This window comes from Actinocorallia lasiicapitis (assembly GCF_054778695.1).
Genome location: NZ_BAAGZI010000887.1, coordinates 1 through 609, shown reverse-complemented (window position 1 = coordinate 609; position 609 = coordinate 1). Strand labels below are relative to the sequence as shown.

The 609-nt window shown below is 53.9% G+C and carries 2 protein-coding genes; both read right to left on the bottom strand.

Annotated features, from left to right (window positions below; genetic code table 11):
- Positions 1–187: hypothetical protein (locus ACYVE7_RS35320; protein WP_460371046.1), on the bottom strand; the 187-nt coding region annotated here is incomplete at its 3' end.
- A complete protein-coding gene (locus ACYVE7_RS35315; protein ID WP_460371045.1) occupies positions 115–597 on the bottom strand; it encodes a replication initiation factor domain-containing protein in 483 nt (160 codons plus the stop codon). The genes ACYVE7_RS35315 and ACYVE7_RS35320, both read right to left, overlap by 73 nt.
- Positions 598–609: the final 12 nt, after the last annotated feature.

Genomic DNA, 609 nt, shown 5'->3' with positions numbered 1-609 from the left:
TTTCGCATCCCAGAACAATGACTGTCGATACCATGTCTTCGAAGTCGAAACCTTTTATGGAAGCAAGTGTATGCAGGAACCGCAAGTCTTGCTCTTGAATATCTACACCAAACTTCAGCGCCGCTTGCTTCTCTCCTTTTCCAATTCCTCGATTAAGTCCCGAAGCGCCAGTCCTACCTCCGACCATGATCCCACATCCTCCTTCCACTCTAACAACGTAGGTCCGTATTGCTTGGCGATTGCGCGCCTACGGCGCGCCTTCGTCGTCAGCAATTTGTACTCTACGCTGTTAGTCTTTGCAACGACTTGCGCGAGCAAGTCCGAAGCTATGGCCCGCCCCATCCTAGACAAACCGAAGTATTCGCTAGGCTCGAAGGTTGCGGCACTATGCCGGTTATCTTTCTGCGGCTTGGCCTCTAGTTCGCATCGCACCCACCTGTCGAAGTATACGCGCATGGATTGATGGGCGAGACCTTCCGCCATCATTTGTTCCGGCTTTTCGTAGGCTCGGAAATACGTTTCCGATGCTCTGGAACCGATCATGTACGTCGCGCCCTGGTCGCGATCGAGGACGGGCCGGATGCACTTGGCCTTCACCCTGCCATGCTC